The organism is Herbaspirillum sp. CF444, assembly GCF_000282135.1.
Taxonomy (GTDB): Bacteria; Pseudomonadota; Gammaproteobacteria; order Burkholderiales; family Burkholderiaceae_D; genus Herbaspirillum.
In genome coordinates this window covers 14,660-32,350 of the sequence record NZ_AKJW01000047.1, presented here as the reverse complement: position 1 = coordinate 32,350, position 17,691 = coordinate 14,660, and the positions used below count along the sequence as shown (strand labels likewise).

Annotated in this window: 17 protein-coding genes; 1 reads left to right on the top strand and 16 read right to left on the bottom strand. The window is 58.2% G+C overall.

The window, feature by feature from the left end; genetic code table 11:
- The 15 genes from PMI16_RS09645 to PMI16_RS26245 form a co-directional block, all read right to left on the bottom strand.
- Positions 1–1,801 (bottom strand): hypothetical protein (locus PMI16_RS09645; protein WP_007878940.1); only part of this gene is annotated, 1,801 nt, incomplete at its 3' end.
- Positions 1,802–1,804: 3 nt separating this feature from the next.
- A complete protein-coding gene (locus tag PMI16_RS09640; protein WP_007878938.1) occupies positions 1,805–2,158 on the bottom strand; it encodes a hypothetical protein in 354 nt (117 codons plus the stop codon).
- On the bottom strand, positions 2,155–2,952 hold the full coding sequence (locus PMI16_RS09635) for a hypothetical protein (RefSeq protein ID WP_007878937.1): 798 nt from the start codon (positions 2,950–2,952) through the stop codon (positions 2,155–2,157). The genes PMI16_RS09640 and PMI16_RS09635 overlap by 4 nt, the downstream gene beginning before the upstream one ends.
- Positions 2,924–6,706, bottom strand: coding sequence for a baseplate J/gp47 family protein (locus tag PMI16_RS09630; protein ID WP_081493391.1), 3,783 nt, complete (start codon positions 6,704–6,706; stop codon positions 2,924–2,926). The genes PMI16_RS09635 and PMI16_RS09630 overlap by 29 nt, the downstream gene beginning before the upstream one ends.
- A 70-nt stretch (positions 6,707–6,776) precedes the next feature.
- Positions 6,777–7,202 (bottom strand): GPW/gp25 family protein, encoded by a 426-nt coding sequence (locus PMI16_RS09625; protein WP_007878933.1) that lies wholly within the window; start codon positions 7,200–7,202, stop codon positions 6,777–6,779.
- A gap of 10 nt (positions 7,203–7,212) precedes the next feature.
- Positions 7,213–7,515: a PAAR domain-containing protein gene (locus PMI16_RS09620; protein ID WP_007878932.1), complete on the bottom strand. Its 303-nt coding sequence runs from the start codon at positions 7,513–7,515 to the stop codon at positions 7,213–7,215.
- Between the two features lie 49 nt (positions 7,516–7,564).
- Positions 7,565–9,352: a type VI secretion system tip protein VgrG gene (gene vgrG, locus PMI16_RS09615; RefSeq protein ID WP_007878931.1), complete on the bottom strand. Its 1,788-nt coding sequence runs from the start codon at positions 9,350–9,352 to the stop codon at positions 7,565–7,567.
- Between the two features lie 4 nt (positions 9,353–9,356).
- Positions 9,357–10,043 carry a CIS tube protein gene (locus PMI16_RS09610; protein WP_007878930.1) on the bottom strand — a complete coding sequence of 229 codons (687 nt, stop codon included), beginning with the start codon at positions 10,041–10,043 and terminating at the stop codon, positions 9,357–9,359.
- On the bottom strand, positions 10,044–10,247 hold the full coding sequence (locus PMI16_RS09605) for a DUF5908 family protein (RefSeq protein WP_007878929.1): 204 nt from the start codon (positions 10,245–10,247) through the stop codon (positions 10,044–10,046).
- Positions 10,248–10,252: 5 nt separating this feature from the next.
- Complete coding sequence (locus PMI16_RS09600) at positions 10,253–10,717, bottom strand: phage tail protein (RefSeq protein WP_007878928.1); 465 nt, start codon at positions 10,715–10,717, stop codon at positions 10,253–10,255.
- A 23-nt stretch (positions 10,718–10,740) separates the two neighbouring features.
- Positions 10,741–11,199, bottom strand: coding sequence for a phage tail protein (locus PMI16_RS09595; protein WP_007878925.1), 459 nt, complete (start codon positions 11,197–11,199; stop codon positions 10,741–10,743).
- Positions 11,200–11,259: 60 nt separating this feature from the next.
- Positions 11,260–12,915 (bottom strand): phage tail sheath family protein, encoded by a 1,656-nt coding sequence (locus tag PMI16_RS09590; RefSeq protein ID WP_007878923.1) that lies wholly within the window; start codon positions 12,913–12,915, stop codon positions 11,260–11,262.
- Between the two features lie 21 nt (positions 12,916–12,936).
- Positions 12,937–13,797: a hypothetical protein gene (locus PMI16_RS09585; protein ID WP_007878921.1), complete on the bottom strand. Its 861-nt coding sequence runs from the start codon at positions 13,795–13,797 to the stop codon at positions 12,937–12,939.
- Positions 13,798–13,985: 188 nt separating this feature from the next.
- The gene (locus PMI16_RS09580; protein WP_007878919.1) at positions 13,986–14,561 is read right to left on the bottom strand and encodes a DUF4255 domain-containing protein; all 576 of its coding nucleotides are present in this window, start codon (positions 14,559–14,561) and stop codon (positions 13,986–13,988) included.
- Positions 14,562–14,958: 397 nt separating this feature from the next.
- Complete coding sequence (locus tag PMI16_RS26245; RefSeq protein WP_007878917.1) at positions 14,959–15,264, bottom strand: hypothetical protein; 306 nt, start codon at positions 15,262–15,264, stop codon at positions 14,959–14,961.
- A 615-nt stretch (positions 15,265–15,879) separates the two neighbouring features.
- Here PMI16_RS26245 and PMI16_RS24985 point away from each other — a divergent pair.
- Positions 15,880–17,349: an eCIS core domain-containing protein gene (locus PMI16_RS24985; protein ID WP_007878916.1), complete on the top strand. Its 1,470-nt coding sequence runs from the start codon at positions 15,880–15,882 to the stop codon at positions 17,347–17,349.
- 101 nt (positions 17,350–17,450) lie between these two features.
- On the opposite strand, the gene PMI16_RS25815 is transcribed toward PMI16_RS24985, so the two are convergent.
- Complete coding sequence (locus PMI16_RS25815) at positions 17,451–17,621, bottom strand: hypothetical protein (protein ID WP_157212583.1); 171 nt, start codon at positions 17,619–17,621, stop codon at positions 17,451–17,453.
- Between the last annotated feature and the right edge of the window lie 70 nt (positions 17,622–17,691).

Below are 17,691 nucleotides of genomic sequence, written 5' to 3'. Positions count from 1 at the left end.
GGCTGGCGGCGCCTGCCGGCGAACGAATCCCGAGCAGGATGGCGATCTTGGCGTGGATGCCGGCGATGTTGGGAACAGGCAGGACGGACGGCGCATCGTCGTTGCGCACCGCACCCTTGCTGTAGTCGAAAGCCGTGGCACGATCACGGCTCAGACTGACGATTTGCCGAAGAAACGCCAGCTTGTTGTCGATCAGCCAGCGCTCGGAGCGCCGCTCTTCGTAGTAGTTGAAACGGCGCAACGATTTTTGCGAAAATTCTTCGCCGTACATCGCCAGCAACACATCGATCAAGCGGCTGCGCCGATCTTCAGGTTTGTCCAGCCTGGCAACGATGCGCGCCAGCTTCACGCCGATCTGCTGCGGCGAGTCCACATACAGTCGCTCAATGTCGGGCAAGGCCTTATTGTCGATGACCTGGGAAAAATAGGTCTGCTCGATATCGTCGACCGAAAACACTTGTGGAATTTCCCGCAGGTTTTGCAGGAAATTAGCCATCAGTTGCTCCGTCAGGAACAGGTAGGCCTTGAGCTGATGTGCGCTCACCCGGTGCCGTAGCGGCGCCGACAATGGCACGCCGTAGCGGTTGATGCCGTAGATTGCCGGAAACTGATGCTGGATCGAGTAGTACTCATGCAGCGAGCGCTGCATGCCGCCCGGCGCCGGCACGATCTGTTCCGGGGATTGCACGGTGTTCCTCACGGTGTTGAATTCGAACTGGGCCTTTCTGAGTGCGATCCGGGCGTCTTCCAGCACCAACTGCGCTTTTTCTTCCTGCAGGTGCATGCCGAACTGCGAGTCCTCTCCCGATAGCGCCGTGTTGTAATGGCCGACCGCCCCGCTGGCGAAATGCAAACGCAGGAAACCGCTTTGTTCGTTCGACGGAAACTGCAGGCGCACCACCTTGTCGTCGCTATGCTCCGCCTGCAAGGGATTGCCGTCGGGGCCGCACAGCGCCAGGCGCTGCACATGCGCCACGCCGTCCACCGCCTGCACCAGCGCAATCAGCCGGGACAGCGGGATCGACGCGCCGGGCTGGTCGGCGCCGGTCTTGACGACGCGGCCATGCACCGTCATCGGTCCGGAAAACAATTCCTCTAACGACAGGCCGGCATCGAGCGCATCCTGATAGCGTTCGATGCGAAAGCCCGAGATGATCTGCTGCGAACAACGGAAGAAGATGTCCGCAAAGATGGCCGCCGGATCGCGCAAGCTATGAATCTGTATGTCGCCGCACAGCAATACCGGTTGCGTGCCGACGATCACAATCTCCCCGATATCCTCGCCCAGGTTGCGCTGCGCATTGAACACCTCGGTGACGCGCCGGATCACGCTCCGTTCGAGCCGGGCCTGCTGTTCCGACTGCAGGTCGTTTTGGAAACTGTCGCGGATCTTCAACGAGATTTTATATAGCCCGGCATAAGCAACGCCGTCGTCGCGCGTCAGCCAGACATCTTCGATTTCGGGAATACGGTCATAGATGATCTTGCGATAGTCATCGGTGGTGAGAACCTGGCTCGGCAGGATGTCGCTGGCCACGTGCAAGGCATGACGCTTGAAATCGATCTTGCCGAATGCTCCCGCCAGATAATCTTCGGGAGCCAGCTCGGACCGATATGCAAGGTCGGTCAAGCCGTAGCATAGCTGCTCCAGTATCGTGACGCCCGGATCGTGCAGGTTGTAGTCGGTCCACTTCTCGCCGCACAATTCCTGCAGCATGGCAATGCCCGCCTTTCTCAAGGCATCGAAGTCGAGACCGTCCGGATCAGGTCCGATCTTGTCGATGTAATCGGGCGTTTTCATCTCTCAGCGTTTCCGTCCTGCGCCTGCGCCGGATTTCTTGCGGTCATTTTTGACCGCCTGCGCCTGCACCTGGCGCTGCAACTCGTGCACCAAGGCGTGCACCTGCTGGTAAGGCAGGTGGCCCAGCGCGCCGACGACCAGCTTGAGTTCGGATCCGTCAAGCGCATAGGTTTGCCTGCCGTCGGGCCCCGGTGCAGCGGCGTTGGCTTGCCGGTTGAGCTTGCCGATCAGCTCGTAGACTTCCTTGAAGGGACGTTCGGCCAGCGCCGTGATCGCCAGATTGCCATCCTGCGCGCTCAGCGCGAGCCGGAATCCGCCTTCGGCCGGTTGCGCAGATTCTGCAGCGGCGCGCTTCATGCTTTCACCTTCGGCTCGGGATTACGCGCGCACTCGGTCATGAGCGGGTCGAACCAAAGATTGGTCAGATAATAGCTGACCCAGGTCCGTTCTTTCGCCGTGCGGCCGGCATCGTAGGAACAGCCGACCCGCATTTGCAGCACGTAGGCGTGGCGCGCGCCGTCCGGATCCGGCATCCACTGCAATTGCAGGCGATTGCATTTACTGCCGAAGTAAGCCTGGCGGTCGTCGATCTGGCTTTTCCCGTTGAACGCCATGATGGCATAGGCATGCATCAGCGCATATTTACCGCTGCCCGGCTTGCCCACCCCCGCGGTGATTTCAAACGCATTGCAACCGGTCAGCGTGTCGGTGATGCTATGCCATTTGCCGTCGGCCGGCACGCTCAGGCGACCGGCGCGACCGCGCCGGCCATCGGCGACGATACGGCCGGCCATGTCGAGTTCGAAGCCGTCGACGCGCACTTCTCCGTCGTCGTCGCTTTTGACTTCGCGCAAAGTCAGTACTTTGGCATTGGTCGCATTGCCGAACGCCAGCCCGCCCTCGGGCCCATCCAGCTGGATCGACCAGATCGGACTCTTGACGTCGATATTCTGATAGAAGCTCAGCAACTTGCCCTGGTTCAGTTGCGACACCTTGAGGCCGTCGGCGGCAGTCTTGTCGAAACCTTCGTCGACGATATTGAGCATGGAATCGATCAGGTCCGAGAACGCTGTCGCCGATGGCATTTCGCCATCGGTGAATTTTAGTTTGAGGGTGTCGCGATTACGCCGCGCCATTGTCTTGGTGGTCATTTTCGTCTTCCGAAATGATGAAGGTGGAACCGATTTCAAGGCGGCCGAGCGCCGTCCGGATGGCGCCATGCACGAACGTATCGTCAACCGCCTCGATGGCGTGTCGATAGGTGGGAATAGCGATGCTCCAGGGATACAGCGGCGTGATGTCGGTCGTCGGTTTGCCGCCGCCGGCGGTATCGAACAGCGCATAGGTGGCGGCGTCGGCCGAGGCGATGCGCAACATCGAAAAACCGGATACGCTTTCGACATAAGGCAGCTCGCCGATGAAAGCTTCAATATCATGCTGCCGGATGTGCCAGCCGAAATGCGTGCGGTAGCCGCGGCCGTCATCCCATGGCGTCAGGAATCTTGAAATCGCGCGGTTAAGTTCGTTGATGTAATAGCCGCTGTTGAGGCCGCCCGTGAATCTGACCTTGCAGTGGACCTGAATCTGCTCGTACACAGGATTCTCGACCGCGATGCGGCTCCAGGGCGATGCCAGCCCTTGCAAAAACGCCCGGATCTCTCGCATGAGATTGCCGTTCAGCATCGGCATCTGGTCCAGATGCTTCCCTGCCGGCCAGTAGGGCAGCGGCACCACCAGCACATGCCCGGGACGCACGCAGTCGTCCGGACCGCGATCGATAGCCACGTTGGCGAAGCACTTGACCTTGTAGACCTCGGGGAAATATTGCAGGATCAAGGCCTCATAATCGGCCGCTGAAATCGCCCGGTTCTTGTGCCGCAAGCGTTCGCTGAGACGGCTGTGCAATTGCGCCCGTGTCTCCGCCGCGCGGCCTCCGCCGGAGGCGATCGGCTGCAGCACGCCGGTAATGCCCGGCAAGGGCTTGCGGCTTCTGGTGATGCTCGCCGCCGGCAGCACGATGGGAACGCGCGCCGATACATCCGGATGGCGGCGCACCGTCACTGCTTGCGCATACACGCCGTACAGGCTGCAATATTTTTCCAGATCGCGATCTGCGCTCACGCGCAGCCAGTAAGAGCCGCCTGGCATGACGCTGTTGTCGGCGCTGATGTCGGCCGGCAGCGATAGTGTGACGATGCCGGAAGTCATGAACTGCTGGGTGCCGTCGGACAGCACCCGGCTCCGGGGCAGAAGTTTCCATTCATTGCCGGCCAGGTAGAACCAGTTGAGGCCGGCATCGAGACCGACGTCGGCCTTGGCGCGCGCCGGCGGCGTCTCCGTCAGCGGCAGCGAATCTTCGCGCAATTGAAAAAACAGCGTCAGCGTGCCGCGCAATTGCGCCGCATCGATGCCAATGTACAGGTTGCCGGAAAAGCCGAAACACGGCAGCAGGCTAGCGCCGGGATAGCTGGTCACGCCCAGCGTCTTCCAGCCGGACGGGTACAAATGCATGAACTGGTCGTCGGCGCCGGGTCCGGCGAACACCTTGCGGTCGATACGCACGGTGCTCGCGGCGCGATAGCTGACCGAGATCGAATTGATCTGTGGCGTGTACGGCGAGCGCGGCACCTCGCGCTGACGGCGCAGGCGTTTGATCCGAGCGTTCTGCACCAGCGTCGACGACAGTACATGCGGATATTGTTCGTGACCGAAGGCGAAGCCCGGCGCCGCCAGCGTGAATTTGAAGAAACCGTTCTTCGCCGCCGGACCGTAAGTCAGTGGCTTGCTGACGGAAACGCCGTCGTCCGGCTCGAACAGATGGGTGACGCGGTTGCAATTCCAGACCATGCGGCTATCGATGCTTTCGCCCTGGCCCGGGCGCACCTCGGTGCGAAACAGCCGCACCGTTTGCCGGTTCTGTTCGCCCACCGGCATCCATGTGCCCTTGCCCAGTACCGCCACGGTCGCCAGAAAATCGTCATTGGCGACCTCAACGCCGTACTCCCGATAATAAGTGGCGAAGCCGCCGCTGATCTTCGGCAGATCGGCCCACTCGACGTCCACGCTGAATTCAAGAATCTGCTTGCCGGCCATTTCGGTGCTGCCCACCACCAGATAACTGCCGATCTTCGGCAGTGGTCCGAATGGCGCAAACGGCGCGGTGGCGCTGAGCTGGCCGATATTGTTGTGCAATACCAGATCGCGGCAACCGCTGACCTGAACGTCGATGCGGGCGCCGCTGATCGGCAAACCGCGCAGCATGCCGTAGGGATAGAGATAGGCGCCGGGGTTGACGATGAAGCGGATCATCGGCGCGCTTGCGACGTATTGTTCGCCATGCAGCTGCGCATTGTAGGCCACCACAGCTTGCGCCTGCGGCGGCAACTCGAAACTGAGCACCAACGTGCGACCTTCTTGCGCCGGCACATAGTCGGGTACGTCCAGCCAGCCATGTTCGCCGGTGACGCCGATACGGAAAATGCGCCGGAACACCTTGAGGAAAATATCCTGGCGCCGGATCGCTTCGAGTTCACTATCGTGATCGCTGTCGGCACCATCCCTCATCGCCGCCGCCAGGCTGTCGAGACGGCGTGCCAGCGTATCGTCTTCGAACAGGAGCGTCACGCTGATTTTGCGCAAGCCCTCCTTGAGCAACAAGACCTTGCTGCTCAAGGCGAAGCCGATGCGCGCATCTTCCGACGCGACCTGAACCCCGGTGTTCTTGGGCGCCCCAAAAATCGGGAAGGCTTGCGCCGCGGCGACAACATCGGATTGCGGCGGCATCTGATTGAACCAAGCGCTGGTCGGCCACGTGCGCGCCGGCACGGCGCGATCGGCGACCGTGGCATCGAGGATGAGATCGTCGTCATCCAACAGATTTTCCGGCGAACTATAACGGTTGTGATCGAAATAAACCGTCTGCAACGCGCTGACGCGAGCGTCATTGACCACCAGTTCGTTGTCCGAGACATAGACGATGTCGCGATTGTCTTCATCCAGGCCGGCCATGAACTCGGTCTGCGCGGGTATGCGCATATCGCGGGTGCCCGGGTTTTTCCTGAAGATCAGGCTGGTGCTGTCGGCCACCGCCGGCAACGGTGTCGCGCCCAGCATCTTGTCGTAATAGAAATCCAGATAATTGCGTGTGAAGCGATTCAACTTTCCTTTGAGTTTCTGGAACTGCTGCACGAACGCAATCAGCAAACCGACCGCAGGATCGTGTTGCTGGCTTTGCAGCGATGCCGGCAAGCGCGCCAGCGCTTCCTTTTGGATCATTTCGATCGCTTTCAGCAACGCATGGAACGCCGTGCGCACCAGCGCCTTGGCAGGAGCGGCATGCGCCGCTTTTGCAACTCCCGCGACCGCCCCTGCTTGCTCCTGCACCGCGGACGACCAGATCGGATGCAGCGCGATCGCTCCGGCATGGTTGTGCAACATGCCAGGCAATCCGGATTTATCGACACGCAACTGGGCGATCACGCTCTCGATCAGCATGCGCAGCGACAGCCCGTTCTCGCTCTGCGCCGACAGCAAGGCCACATACCAGTCGTTGATGGTCCTGACCAGCGCCGCCACCGGCAATTCATGGACGTTCCAGTCCTGCTCGCCGATCCCGACACGCTCCGGCGTGCGACGCCACCAATCGTCGAAACGCGCCACCTCGTCAGGCAAATCGATGGCCAGGATGCGACTCATCACGATGGTCTCGTCGGCATGAAAAAACGGCGCCCAGTCACCTTCGGGCTGATCGTCCTGGTTATGGAAGCGCACCAATGCGGCGAACTCGGTGGCCATGGCCAGCAAATCCGGGAACGGCATCTCGTCGAGATTGAAATAACCGTCCTGCAATGCGGGCAAGGCACGCATCGTCTGGCTGGTTCCATCCCTGATGACAAGATTCTTCATCGCTCGACCATCATGTCCTCATCGGCGCGCACGGCCGCACGCACGGCATACGGACAGTACGGGCATCGTTTTATTTATTGGGCACATTACTGCCTTCCAGATAATAAAATGGATACACCATATTGCTGCGCGTATTGGTGCCACGCACCGTGTAGTCGATATGGATATCGAGGCGACCATCGAGCGCACCGCTTTCATCCATGCTGATGGCGTTGACGGAGATGCGCGGTTCGAAAAATAGAATCGCGCGCTCGATGGCGTCGCGGATCTCGGTCACCACGCTCTCGTTCAGCTCGTCGAACACGTGCGCTTTCAGGCCGCAGCCGAAGGTCGGCTGCATGATGCGTTCGCCGGGCATGGTCGACAAGATGATGAACAGACTTTCATGAATGTCCTGCTCTTCGTCCACCATGGCCACGCTGCCGCGCTCGGCGGCATTGCCGAAATGCGGCGGGAATGCCCAGCCGGTTCCCAGAAACGATTTCTTGACGTTCATCGCTTGTTCCTCATCCGCCTATCATGACGGTCGGGCAGCCCATCACGATGCTGCCGCCGTGCGCGCAGCTATCCCCTACCCTGGCGGCAGGCTTGCCGCCGATCATCACCGTCGCCGACCCCATCACAACGGTGTCGGGCGGACCGACGCACACGCAATTATCGGTCACCACCGAGGCCGGCAATTTGCCGATCAATACCGTCGGCACGCCAGGACCGATGATCGGTCCGCCGACATGCGGTATCGGAGCGGGAAACGCCGGCGTCTGCATCGGGCACGCATGCATGTCGGTAATTCTGGCGGCTAAAGGCATGCCGGCTCCGGGAAATCGATGTTGTAAAAAAACAGGCGGGGACAGGTTTTCAATTGATCATCACCATCGCTCCCTTGACCGTGGTCTGGCCGCTGGCGGACAGTTCCGCCGTCGCCGAGCCTTTTGCCACGAAGCCTACCTTGGCCGTGTTGTTGATGTTCAGCGCTTCGCTCTTGATGTCGGCCTTGGCGCTGCTCTCGATGTTGGCGACCGCGGAAATGCTGATCTTGCCCTTGGCGTTGATGACGATATCCTTGGGACTGTCGAGCAAAATGCCGTCGGGATTCATTTCGATCTTGTTGCTGTTCTGGTCGGTCAGGCAAATCGATTTGGCGTCGTCGCTCAGCACGATCGAATTCTTTTCCGGCGTGATGATGGTGATGACCTTCTTTTCATCATCGAAGATCACTTTCAGCAAGCCTTTGGTCCACAGTGCCTTGGTGTAATTCTCCGCCGTCAATTCATACGGCATCTTGCGCTTGCTGCTATACAGACTGCCCAGCACGACCGGATGCGAAGGATCATTGTTGAAATAGCCGATCACCACTTCATCGTCGATCTCGGGAATGAAAAACGCTCCAACGCCGGAAGAACCGTAAAAACTGGCGAGCCTGGCCCAGACGCCTTCTGTTTCGGCTTGCAGCACCGAAATCGCGACCTGGATCTTGTATTGTCCTTCGGGGTCGGCATCGAGTTTCTTGACCACGCCGATCTGCAAGCCGGCCACGCCGGGCAGCAAGCCCGAGGCCGGCGCGTCGATGCCATTGTTCTGTTCGCTGAACCATTCCGGCGCCATGCCGAATTCGACTTCGGTAATCCAGTTGCCGTTGACGATCTCATGATTGACGGCGCTCACGAAGACGCTGCCGCTGAAGCGCTTGCCGACGCCGACCAGCTCGATCATTTTGCCCGGCTTGGCCTTGGCGCTGCCCTGAAATTTCATCTTGCCGCGAATGCGCGCCAGCGCAGCCTTCATCTGGCGCGCAGAGGCCCAGGCCTTGATCTCGTCGCTTTCCAGCGACACCGTGGTCTGCAACCGATAGGACGACGGCCCTGCCACCTTGGCCAGCGTCGCCGCATCCAGGTTGCCTTGTTTGTACAGGTCCAGCGGACTGGCAGTCTGCTCGACCACGGTCTGCGTCGCCGGGTCCCAGGCCGCGCCTTTGACGCTCTGCAATTGCGTGCGTGCGTCGATGTCGGCCTGGAACGACATCAGATCGACGCCATAGGTCACTTTCAACACGGCCGCCTTATCGGTTTGCGGGGCATCGACGAGCACGCTGCCGTCATCGGGAATCACCAGCATGCCGTTGGCTTCGGCGCGCGCCACCAGGAAATCCCAATCGCTGCTGTAATACTGGACGATCTCTTTGTGCTTGGTCGTCGTGGCGGTGACCTTGGCGCTGGCGCCGCACGGCGATATCAGTTGACTGATGATTTCGCTGTCCTTCAGATCAACGTAATTGGCATTGTTTCTGCCGATGGTCAGCGACACCGCCGCGTGCTTGCACTCGAGCACCAGACGCGCCTCGTTTTTGCCGCCGATCTTGATGCCGTGCCGGACGATGATGCCATCGAAGATCTGTTCCTCCTGGCTGCCATACCCGGCGCTGATGACAAGCTCCTTGCCGGGCGCGAACGCCTCGAGATTGCTGGCCGGGAAATCGTCATGCGGCATGTCGCCGTCGAGGATGGCGATCCGGGCGCTGGAAATGCGATTGACGGCTTTGCTGATTTCGACCGAAATGACGCGCAATGTATCCGGAACTGCCGTGCCGCCGCTGCGGATGGTCAGCTTCAGCACCTGGCTGGTGTTGAGTTGGGGAGAATCTGCCATGGGATCAGACTAGCGGAGGAAAGCGGAGTACCTGACCCGGCTCCAGGTTGCGGAAGTTGGTAAGGTTGTTGATTCGCGCCACTTCACGATAATAAGAGGAATCGTTGTAGATGCGGTTGCACAGCAACGGCAAGGTGTCGCCCATCGCAACTTCAACCAGATGGCTCAGATCGGGCGAGCTCTGATTGGCGCGCAAACTGCTTTCCTCGGAGCTCATCCAGCCGGTGAAACCGAGGCTTACTTTGGCGCGCAGGGGCTCGCCGCTGGGCTTGAACATGGTGTAGTCGATCGAGATCGATTCGGCGCGACCGAAGAAGATGAAGGTCCCCCAGAGCAGGCGCACGTAATTGGGCTCGTGCTGCTTGCCGTCGTAGTTGTAGATCACCTTGAGCAAGCCGTCGATCATTTCCTTGACGCTGCGATAGGTGGCTTGCTCGACCACGCCGGTGCCGTCGAGAACCAGGTTTTCTAGCGTCAGGTTTTCAGGGCAGACCGCACTGAACTTCGGTTCCGCGTTCGCCTGTCCCAGGGTTTTCTTCTTGTTGTAATCGATGCTGAGTTGCCGTTTGTAGCCGGCAGGATTGATCATGACATCGAACGCGGTCTTGCTGCCGTCGACGCTGATGGTGCCGCCGCTGACCTTGCACGCGGCAATGCTCAGCTTTTTCTTGAGCCCGGTGGCGATCGGCATTCATCGCTCCCGTGACTGGTTCATCAGGTCCAGCACCATGGCCTTGCATTCGGCCAGGATATCGTTGCGGCTTTCTTCATCCAGCGCCTGGCCGGCGCAGGCGCTGCCGATATGCGGCTGGCCGCCTCCCTGCTCCGGCGCAGCGCCGGCGGCTTGCTGCAACACGCTGGACTTGATGTTCAATTGTCTGATTTCGATGGACATGATTCTTATATCAACCTGGTTGAATACGTATAGCTCAACACGATCTTCTCTATGGCGACTTCATTCTTGGTCGAGCCGAAATTTTCCACTTCCCATTTCACCGGATAAGCGTTGGCGAACGACCATGAGCGCACCGGCCTGCCGACGGCGTTGAGCAGTTGCACCTCGACCGGCTGCGGCGACACTGGTTTGATGAAATCCATCTCGAGCACCGTACGGCACCAGAGCACCAGTTTTGAGGTGCTGGGCGAGATGCCGCGCTTCAGTTCGAGCATGGGATGTTTCACGCCTTTGGGCAGCATATGGACGTAACGATTCTCGCCGCCTTCGATGACGCTTTCCGTGTCGACTTCAGCGGCAATACCCGACACCTCCTGAAAGGAGGTGTCGGGCCAGTCTGCATTGGCGCCCAGCAATACCTTGAAGTAAAAAGCCGCGGGAGGATATTGTTCCAGAAACAAGGACGCCATCCGTCTACCTCTCTAGCGCATCGTTAGCTATTGGCAATCGTCAATCCTTCATGCACGATTTCAATCGTCTCGATCGCCACCTCATTGCCCTCGGCCTTGAGATCGGTGCCGGTGATCTTGGTCGGCCAGGCATTGGCCAGCGTCCACACCATGGTCGGCTTGCCGGCTTCGTCCAGCAGGCTGATCGTGACAGGCACCCGTTTGACGGTGTTCATCTTGATCTGTTTGAACCAGTCCCAGAACTTGTTATCGGACTTGTAGATGCCCTTCTTCATGGTCACGTTGCCGACCTTCTTCATGCCGGGCATCTTGATCACGGAAAACTCGGGGCTGTCGCCGCGGCGATACTTGATTTCTTCCGACTGGATATCCAGGCCGCTGACTTCCTGGAAAGACATGACTTGAGAATCCCACTTCACCTGGAAGTAGAATTTGGGAAGCGGCCACAGGGTTTTCGATTGTTGCGATCCGTCATCAGCCATAACAAAGCTCCTCTATCAATTGAATTTGGTGAAATCGTCCATGAAACGATGCTGCCGGAATCAGGACTTCTGCATCTGTTGTTCAAACGTGATTTCGATGAATTCGGCCGGACGGCTGACCGCGACCAGCACCGATACCTTCATCAAACCTTCCAGGATGTCATCCGCGGTCATCGTCTCGCCGAGGCCGACGAATACGCTGTAAGCATCTTCAGGGCTGGCGCCGGCCAGGCCGCCGCGCTTCCAGACGCTGGTCAGGAAGTTGCTTACCATGCTCTTGATGGTGACCCAGGTGTTGGCGGTGTTCGGTTCAAAGACATACGCCTTGCAGGCCTGCTTGATCGATTCCTCGATCATGATCATGGTGCGACGCACGCTGATGTAGCGCCAGTCAAGGCTGTTGCCGTCCAGCGTACGCGCGCCCCAGACCAGCACGCCTTCGCCGATGAAGGATCTGATCGCGTTGATCGACTTGCCCTGGGTGGTGACGTTGAGATCTTCCTGCTCATCGTTGGAAATCGCGACGGTCGGCGACACTACCCCATTCATGCTGATATTGGCCGGTGCCTTCCACACGCCGCGGGTGTTGTCGACCATGGTATACAAGCCGGCCATGCCGGCGCTTGGCGGCAGCAGGTTGAGTTTCTTCTGGATCGCCAGGACGATCTGCGCATACAGATTGCTTACTGCCAGCAAGGTCTTGTTGAGCGTGAGGATATCGGTCACCGGATCTTTGGATTTGCTCCAATCCGACGTGATGCTGTTCAAGGCGACATTGAGCTGATCGATCTTGGCCTTGGCGGCAGGAGTCGGTTCCTTGGCGTCGAGCACCGGCGACAGATCCTTCTTGAGCAGCTCCTTCAGCGCGTCGAGGTTGCTGATCGATGTGAAGTCGATGTCCTTTTCCTTGACGATCGAGGTATTCACCCACGGATAATAAGCGGCGCCGAAATCCAGAAAGTTGGTGCCGACGGATTCGCGGAACGCGGCGATGCAGTCGCCGGCCGGGTCCTGGCGATCGCGCGCGCCATCATAGATATCAAGCAGCGCAAAGCGGTTGCGCATCTTGAAGCCGCAGTGCATCAACGCAGCGGTCTGTACCGTCGTGCAGTCCTGCTTCGAAAGGTGGACGGCGTCAGGCACAACGACCATGGTCGGTTCCTGTTCCTTCAACAGCGAGTCGATGCCGGCAGTGATCTTGTCGGCGTCGAGATCGTCCTTGTAGTTGCCGACCGAAACGATGTAGCAAGGTCCACCGCCGTTCTGGAAGAACAGCAGCATGCTGTAGTACAAGATATACGACGTGCCTTGCGCCTTGAGGACGTATTCCAAACGCTGTTTGCTGGCGATGTCGGTCAACGAGAAATCAGCGATGATTTCGGGCGCAGCCTGCGCCGGCGTCACCGCGGTTTCAGCGGCGGCGCCGTCGGTGGCGGTCGAGGTGGCATCGCCGGCGGCGGCCGGCGCATTCGCGGCCGGGGTCGATGCCTTGACTGCCTCGATCGCAAAGAGCGTCTTGGGCGCACCGCCGAAGTAAGCGATGAACTCGGCCATGGAACTGATGCGCCAAGGTTTCTTCGCCAGCGAGGTGCCTTTGTTGTCGGCAAATTCGGTATAGCCGATAAAGGCCGGTACTGCCGTCTCTACTTCAACGACGGAATTCGGAAAGGCATTTTTTTCAACGACATAAACACCTGGTGTCTTGTATTGCGCCATAATTTCACCCTCAGTTATTGTTCAATTGATATAGATCTCTGACACTAACGTTGCTTTGCTTCCCACCAATTCCTGCGTCACCCGACCGGCATCGGCATTGGGCAAACGCTTGATCAGCACGCGCTCTCCCATCCCGCTTTGCTCGCGCAACTGAAACCGTTGCGCATGCCGCTGCCGCATTTCAATTTCCATCTCGCTCACAAATACCAATGCGCGCCGATTGCCCGGAAGTTGCTCAGGATCGCCGGCGACAAACCGAACCTCGTCATCGAGGTCGACAATCGCGATCTCCGCTTCATCGGCCTGGCTGACAAAGTAATATTTCCAGATGCTCCTGCGCGTCGAAAAGCGCAAGTAATACGCCACACCGGCGCCCGTATCCGCTTGCCCCGCCAGTTGGTCGACCGGATCGATTTCGACCACGAACGCCGGTCGCGACAAGGCATCCTTGCGTTCCAGATGTCGCGCCAGTGCGGGCTCGCCGATGTCGAACTGCCGGCCGTCGTCGGCATATTCGCCCGCATGCATGCGCCAGCGTCCGTTGCCCTCGTCCACTGCGGCGCCGCTGCAGAAATACAGCAATTTGTCTTGCCGCTGCAACGCCGGCAAGGTGTATCGCGAAAACAAGGGATCCATCGGGAAAAATTTGAACGCCAGCGGCGGCGCATCGTCTTTCCCCAGCCCTTCCAGCAACAAACGGCGCCGGCTCTCTTCGCAAAACACCGCGACGCCGTTACGATGCGGACGCGTCAGCAGATCGCTGCGGCGCAGCCACTGCTCGGTCTGCGGCGTCAATACGCAGCGCAGCGGCAACGGCGCAGTAGCGCCGACAAAGGCATGTTCCACGTCGATGCTGAACAGTTGCGAATAACTGGAACTCATTGCATCAATCCCCGTGAGATGCGTTTGCCCTGCAAGGGGGCGACGCGTCGCGGTGCCACGCGCAAGAGCGCAACGCGTCTTGCACTACCTCCCAAACAGGATAGTTCGCACTCGCGCAGATTGATGAAATGAGTTCTAGACATGCGTGCTTCGAAAGACCTCTGCCAGGGTGTATCAGTGAATGGTTGCTAATGATTTGCAGACGTCGCCGGCAATCGGATATTCGGTACGCGCGCAATCACATCGTCGGTATCGAACGCCACCATGCGCACCTTGTACAGCACCGACGGCAAATATTTCCCGCCCAATAGCGTCCACATATTGCTCAGCTCATGAATTTTCAGGTTCTCGATATCGAGCACCAGCTTCTCTATGCGTCGATCCAGTTCCGGCGTAACCTGATGATCGAATACCGGGAAACGCTGGAAAAAAGAGACTGCGCCGGAGATCAGTTCGAGTGCTTCGGAATAATTGCCGCCGCTGAAATTGGCGGCGATCATCACGTACATATTGAGATAAAGCGGCGCGCTGCTGATCACGGTGCGCGTGGCGCCGGCGTCACCCGGCATCTGCTGGCGATAGGGAATTGTGTCTTTTTCAAGATTGGTCAGGAAAATGACCAACTTGTTGTTCGTGTTAGGCGCTGCCTGACCGTCCGCCCCCACCAGGCCGGACATAAGGACGATGTCCTCTGTCAATGCATGAGTCTGTTTCAGAAATTGATTAAGCTGATTCGCCAGATGGCTTACCGCCGCGTTGATCATGGTTCCCTGACACCTTTCGCGCTATGAAACTATTCTTTTTGTGTAACGATTCAGCAGCAACAACGGATGTTTCTTATTCTATTTCTGCGTGTTTTTCAATTATTTAAACACGCTGTCTTTTTATTTCTTTTCAATTATCTTTTTCGATTTAATGCCGGACTTTATCACAAGGAAATCGTCCTTTTGAGTATTTTTACATTCACGAAAAACACAGCACCAAGATTCAAGCTCTGCCCGTTTTGACGGCGCCAAAACATCCTTCCGAGTCGAATGTTATTAAAAATACATACGGCCCGCAGAGGTGCAAAACATGTCCATGCCGGCGCTGGCATTTTTTACGGATGGCTTCGCGCCATCCTGGTGCAAAACAACGCTGCAAGGTCAAAACGCGACACTGTCAATGCCCGGCATCGTCATTAACCGGTATCCCGGCTTTCTTTTGCAAGGCATTCGTCGCCGCGAACTTGCCCTGCAAAGGTTCTTCTTCAACTCTTTGCACCGGCGCGAACTTGCCTTGCAACGGTTCTTCCTCAGGCATGCGCTGCATCGGGCTTTGCGACTCGCCGGTATCATTCATCATGGCCTGCACGAGACGCAATTGCGCCGTCGTCTCTCGGTTGTCCACAAAGCCGGCGGGAGCATGCCGCTTGGTCTGTACCGTCTGATCGACGCCGGCGTTGCGTACTGATTTGGTAAAAGTCATGGAAACCTCCGTGGTTATTCCGCGTTCATTACAGCGTTAAAAATAGCCGGCCATACAGATGCGGCATTGGTATTTTTAAACTTCTGAGTGTTCGGCAACTGTCGGATTATCTCACTAAGGCATTGTTCAAACCGCAGAATCTATTGCCACGTATTTTGCAAAAAAAAGACACCCCTTCCCTGGCCCGCAACAAACGCAACAAACGCAACAAACGAATCCTGCGCAGGCAGGCCTGTCTGAAATCACTTGCTCTCGCGTGCCTTTCGACTTCAGGCCGAGCTTGTCAATTTCATGCATTGTCGCAATAAAAATGCTTGCGACTTGACCGCGCGTCTCACTTTCCAAGATTTAATTTCCGCGATGAAGAAGTCTTCCGACACCTGAAAGACGGTTCTCGCCGGCGAACCATCGCCATTCTTCACAAGGATGACCGGCATAGAAACCAATCACTCATTCATCACAGCGCTGCTTAACTCCACACCGGCTTCATCCTGAGCAGGAGATGTTGGGCGCCGATCGTTTCTGGAGTATATTCATTCGTCGCCATCCCATCACCATCAGCAGAGGCCGAATGGTGACGGCGCAGTCCAACGGTCGTTCCTGCAGGAGATCGAAATGAAAGCTGCTCTTGAAGCGCCGCAATCCAACGACGATTTGCGCCAGCGACATCCAAGGAACACGGCATCGGCAGACGGCTTTGTCGACCGGCGTCCGGCGGCAGATGCGATGCAACGTCATATCGCGGCATTGGAGCACAGTCCGCGCATAGTCGCACAACGGGCGGCGCAACAAGGTTCCGCTACAGCCGGAGGCGCACGCGAGAACGCGGATCCGCACGGACAGAATCATACCGGCTTGCCGAACCACCTCAAGAGCGGCATCGAGCAGCTTTCCGGCGTGTCGCTGGATGACGTGAAAGTCCATTACGACTCTTCCAGCCCGGCGCAATTCCATGCGCACGCTTACGCACAGGGGACGAATATCCATCTCGGCACCGGCCAGGAGCGCCATTTGCCGCACGAAGCCTGGCATGTGGTGCAGCAAAAACAAGGTCGTGTGCAGCCGAACCTGCAACTGCATGGCGTCGGCGTCAACGACAGTCCGGCGTTGGAACACGAAGCCGACGTCATGGGTAGCAAGGCCTTGCAACTGCATGCCGCGCAGCCGCTCACACAGATGATGCCGGTCGGCCAGCCGCCGCCATACCATGGCGACGTGGTGCAATTAGGCATCACCGATTATCTGACATGGCGCAACCTTGCGTACGGAATTGGCGGCGCCGCCGTCGTCGCGGGGGCCACCGCGCTGGCGTTCCCCGCTGCGGCAGCGGCTGCGTTGGGCGTTGCCGGCGTGGCTGGTGCCGCGGCTGGCATTGGCCTGGCGGAGCACATCAGGCCAGAAGAGAATTACCAGGACGATGTAGAAAATACCGTTGAAGAAGGGCATGACGAGGATGAGGAAACCGGTGGACTGGGAGACGGCGGACGCCAGGCGGAGGCCGACGATGTCGATGACATCACCGTGTTGTTAGCCGCATTGAGCATCTCGGATGACGATCGACATGGGTCCAGCAGCAGCCATCAAGACGGCCCGTACAGGCGCCAGGTGAGGCAAGACAAAGCTGTTTCGCAATTCGCCACGGTACAACTGGCGCGTGGCGCCGGAATGAGTTTCCAGTCCGGCTATCCGACCACGAAGACCAAAACCAAATTGGGCATGAATTTCCAGAATGTCGGTTACATGCGCAATGCAAAGGGATCGTTTGATTTCAAGAAACCCGAAAATACCAAGTCCAGGGTGTGGGCCAATCCGGTCAGCGGCCAGGCAGTCGATTTGCAACAGGACGTCAACAAAAAGAAGAATCCCAAACATGGTCTGACCCAAGGTGGTCATCTCGCCCATTTGCCGACGGCATCGCGCGCGACGCATTTCAGCATTGCCAATCGCATCAAGGGATACCCGGGAAACGGAAGTCCGGATGGCTGGACATGGCATCATTTACCCGAGCAATACAAGATGGTGCTGGTCGATCGCGGCGTGCACAAAAAACATGGTCACAACGGCGGCAAGTATCTATGGACATAGTCTCCCAAGACAGGGGACGTTCCTGATCTACGGACCGTGTGTATTTGAAAATCTTCGCCCATTTAACAAAATCTCCGGCGGCGATGGCGTGGCGCTTTACTTTATTCGTCGAGAAGAAGAATCACCGCATTCTCGCCGCCCTTCCCGCTACAGCTTCCTTGCATCCGACGCCCCCGCGCCGACGTCCTTGGCCGCGCAATGCGCGTTTTTTCACTTTTCTTATAAGAAAAACCATCCAGGGTGGAACTACCCATGCCCGGAATGATATTCATGCATAAGGTCTCGTCGAGGACGCCCAAGCGCCGGACAAACCCCAACTAACTGCAAGCTCTTTCACGGCCT

Excerpts from the sequence above, each read along its gene's own strand:
- PMI16_RS09625 (WP_007878933.1), bottom strand. The coding sequence starts at position 7,202 with ATGAACGTCAAGAAATCGTTTCTGGGAACCGGCTGGGCATTCCCGCCG.
- PMI16_RS09630 (WP_081493391.1), bottom strand. The coding sequence starts at position 6,706 with ATGAAGAATCTTGTCATCAGGGATGGAACCAGCCAGACGATGCGTGCC.
- PMI16_RS09580 (WP_007878919.1), bottom strand. The coding sequence starts at position 14,561 with ATGATCAACGCGGCGGTAAGCCATCTGGCGAATCAGCTTAATCAATTT.
- PMI16_RS26245 (WP_007878917.1), bottom strand. The coding sequence starts at position 15,264 with ATGACTTTTACCAAATCAGTACGCAACGCCGGCGTCGATCAGACGGTA.
- PMI16_RS09585 (WP_007878921.1), bottom strand. The coding sequence starts at position 13,797 with ATGAGTTCCAGTTATTCGCAACTGTTCAGCATCGACGTGGAACATGCC.
- vgrG (WP_007878931.1), bottom strand. The coding sequence starts at position 9,352 with ATGGCAGATTCTCCCCAACTCAACACCAGCCAGGTGCTGAAGCTGACC.
- PMI16_RS09635 (WP_007878937.1), bottom strand. The coding sequence starts at position 2,952 with ATGACCACCAAGACAATGGCGCGGCGTAATCGCGACACCCTCAAACTA.
- PMI16_RS09605 (WP_007878929.1), bottom strand. The coding sequence starts at position 10,247 with ATGTCCATCGAAATCAGACAATTGAACATCAAGTCCAGCGTGTTGCAG.
- PMI16_RS24985 (WP_007878916.1), top strand. The coding sequence starts at position 15,880 with ATGAAAGCTGCTCTTGAAGCGCCGCAATCCAACGACGATTTGCGCCAG.
- PMI16_RS09640 (WP_007878938.1), bottom strand. The coding sequence starts at position 2,158 with ATGAAGCGCGCCGCTGCAGAATCTGCGCAACCGGCCGAAGGCGGATTC.
- PMI16_RS09590 (WP_007878923.1), bottom strand. The coding sequence starts at position 12,915 with ATGGCGCAATACAAGACACCAGGTGTTTATGTCGTTGAAAAAAATGCC.
- PMI16_RS25815 (WP_157212583.1), bottom strand. The coding sequence starts at position 17,621 with ATGAATATCATTCCGGGCATGGGTAGTTCCACCCTGGATGGTTTTTCT.
- PMI16_RS09600 (WP_007878928.1), bottom strand. The coding sequence starts at position 10,717 with ATGGCGTCCTTGTTTCTGGAACAATATCCTCCCGCGGCTTTTTACTTC.
- PMI16_RS09620 (WP_007878932.1), bottom strand. The coding sequence starts at position 7,515 with ATGCCTTTAGCCGCCAGAATTACCGACATGCATGCGTGCCCGATGCAG.
- PMI16_RS09595 (WP_007878925.1), bottom strand. The coding sequence starts at position 11,199 with ATGGCTGATGACGGATCGCAACAATCGAAAACCCTGTGGCCGCTTCCC.
- PMI16_RS09610 (WP_007878930.1), bottom strand. The coding sequence starts at position 10,043 with ATGCCGATCGCCACCGGGCTCAAGAAAAAGCTGAGCATTGCCGCGTGC.